Raw genomic sequence first — 2515 nt, forward strand, 5'->3', positions numbered from 1 at the left:
ATGTGCGTTGCTGGGCTGGAAAGCAGAAACACTGGGTGACTTGGGGTGCCGACGTTGAGCAGTAGCCAGGCGATTGATCGCGGGTCGCCGTCGTTACCGAGTATGGCCTGCACGTAGGGCGTTGCGTCGACGGGGTTTGCGGCGCCGACTCGCTCGGACCAGAATGCGCGCTCGTTCGTGATTCCGCTCGACGGGATGTAGTTGGGCGTCTGCGGTAGCCGCCAGAACGTCGCGCAGAGGAGTGCCCAGACAAGCACGCCTGCGCTCGTGGCCGATGTCAGCGCGAAGCTGCGTAAAGCGGTTCGCGGCGGCAGCGGGAGTGCGCTGATTGGGCAGAGCAGCAGGAACGTCCCGGGAAGCAGCATGCGCGCGTGCATGAAGTCGCCGCCGATTTCGACTACATACAGCAGCATCAGCAGGGCGGACGCCACGACGGCCGCCACGACCGCGATGTCCCGACGGTCGAAGCGACGCCATGCAACAGCCACCGAGGCGGCGGCGAGAAGGAGCAGGGCGGGCACCCACAGATAGTAGGGAGCAGCGTAGTTGCCGAAGTATGCGAGGCCGAGGCTGAAATGGACTGCCGAGGCTTCCTTTACGAGAGCCGTGTTCGGGGCCAGGAGTCCGTAGTAACCCATTCGGAAGAGCTCGTAGGCCAGCGGGAGCGCTGCGGCGGTCGCTGACAACGCAACGGCACGGCGCAGGGTGGGGCGCAGCGCAAACCAGAACCCGACGAGGAAGCAGATGGTGCCGAGGGCCATGTCCGGGCGCACCAGCCAGCCGAGGCCAAGGACGAATGCGGTCGTGTACGCGCGGCGACCGGCGGATCCGGATTCTGGGTCGGGGTCGGGGTCGATGCCGCACAGCAGCCACCAGCACAGACCCAGCCAGCAGAAGATCAGTGACTCTTCCAGCCCTGAGGTGGCGAAGTCCCAGAACGGGGGCAGGGCCGCGACGACCATCGCGCCGAGTGGGATGAGTCGGCGGCCGGGTGCGTTGCGTCTGTGCAGCTTGCGTGCGCCGAGCAGGGCGAACAAGAGGCCGAGCGGCGCCAAGAGCAGGCCGGTGTACATCATGACCTTGTACACGTCGGCTCTGGAGATCCAGCTGAGCCCGGCAATCAGCCACGTCCACAGCACCGAGGTGTTGGCTTCCACGCGCTCGCCGGGGTTGAACACCGGGCCGTTGCCGGCCAGGATCTCGCGGACCGTGCGCGCCGCGATCAGCCCGTCGTCCGTGATCCACCGCCGATGCCACGCGAAGATCAGCCATATCAACGGAGGAATTGCTACGAAAGCGCGATCGGCCGCGGACCGGATGGACCATGGGAACCACCGTCGCCGGCTGGTGGCTTGATTCGCGGCTTCCTGCGCTGCAACAAGCGTCGGGCGCGAAGTCATCCGTGGTCCTCCAACCCCCGCACTGCCGGTGCCGACTGCGATGAACGTGGCTTGTCGTGGCGAGCGTTACGCTCTCATAGAAGAACGAACGACGGCAAAAACGCCCTCGTCGAACGTGGAGCGCCAGTGGCACAGGGTCGGCCACAGCCACGTTCGACGAGCCCAGTAACGTGGAGCGTCGGCGGGACTGGGGCGTTGCGCGAATCCGTAATCCGTGGCGGCTGGGCGGCGCTGCCATAAGGTTCTGACATGGGCATGGTGAGCACTGTGGGGCTCGTGCTGCACCCACGGCGTGATTCGAAGATCGCTGTCGACGCGATCGTGGAATGGGCCACGATGCGCAGCGGGACGGTGCTCGGGTTGCCCGAAGAGATCGGGCGCATCGATTGCAGCGCGGTGGCTGTGGATGCGGACGAGTTGGTGCGACGCGCGGATCTGCTGGTGAGCCTCGGCGGCGACGGCACGATGCTGCGCAGCATGCGCATGGCCGCCGGGCACGCCACGCCGGTGCTCGGCGTGAATCTGGGCCGGCTCGGCTTCCTCGCCGAGATCGACGTGAAGGACCTCGCGCAAGCACTGACGAGCATCGACGAGCACCGGTATCAGGTCGAGCAGCGGATGGCCGTGGCCGCACGGTTGCCGGATGGGCAGATGGCGACCGCATTCAACGACATCGCGTTGGTGCGTATCCCCGGCGACGGAATGGCCGTGGTCGAGGTCCTGGTTAAGGGCGAGCCGTTTGTGCGTTACGCCGCCGACGCGGTGATCGTGTCCACGTCGACCGGCTCGACCGCGTACAGCTTCTCGGCCAGCGGCCCGATCGTTTCGCCGACAGTCGAAGGATTCCTGGTGATTCCCGCGTCGGCGCACTCGGCGTTCAACCGCGCGATCATGTTGTCTGCGGACGAAGCGGTCACGCTCAATCTGCTGCCGACGTGCGGACCGCTCGCCGTGGAGGTCGACGGTGCGGTGGCCACGCGTTTGGGAGCCGGTGACCGGCTGGAAGTCACGGCGAGCCGGGCCGCGGCCCGGGTAGTACGTCTTGGTAATACGACTTTCTACGAGCGGGCGCGCCGCAAACTGCGTGTGAGCGGCAGTGTGGAGGCGGACTGATG

The 2515-nt window shown here is 66.4% G+C and carries 2 protein-coding genes; one reads left to right on the forward strand and one right to left on the reverse strand.

The genetic code is table 11. The features are described 5' to 3' along the window. On the reverse strand, positions 1-1277 hold a 1277-nt coding region (locus VGS97_RS03310), incomplete at its 3' end, for a hypothetical protein (protein WP_349261959.1). Positions 1278-1658: 381 nt separating this feature from the next. On the opposite strand from VGS97_RS03310, the gene VGS97_RS03315 reads away from it, so the two are divergent. Next, positions 1659-2513 (forward strand): NAD(+)/NADH kinase, encoded by an 855-nt coding sequence (locus tag VGS97_RS03315; protein WP_349261960.1) that lies wholly within the window; start codon positions 1659-1661, stop codon positions 2511-2513. The last annotated feature ends 2 nt before the right edge of the window (positions 2514-2515 follow it).

The organism is Actinocrinis sp. (assembly GCF_035946395.1).
GTDB lineage: Bacteria > Actinomycetota > Actinomycetes > Streptomycetales > Catenulisporaceae > Actinocrinis.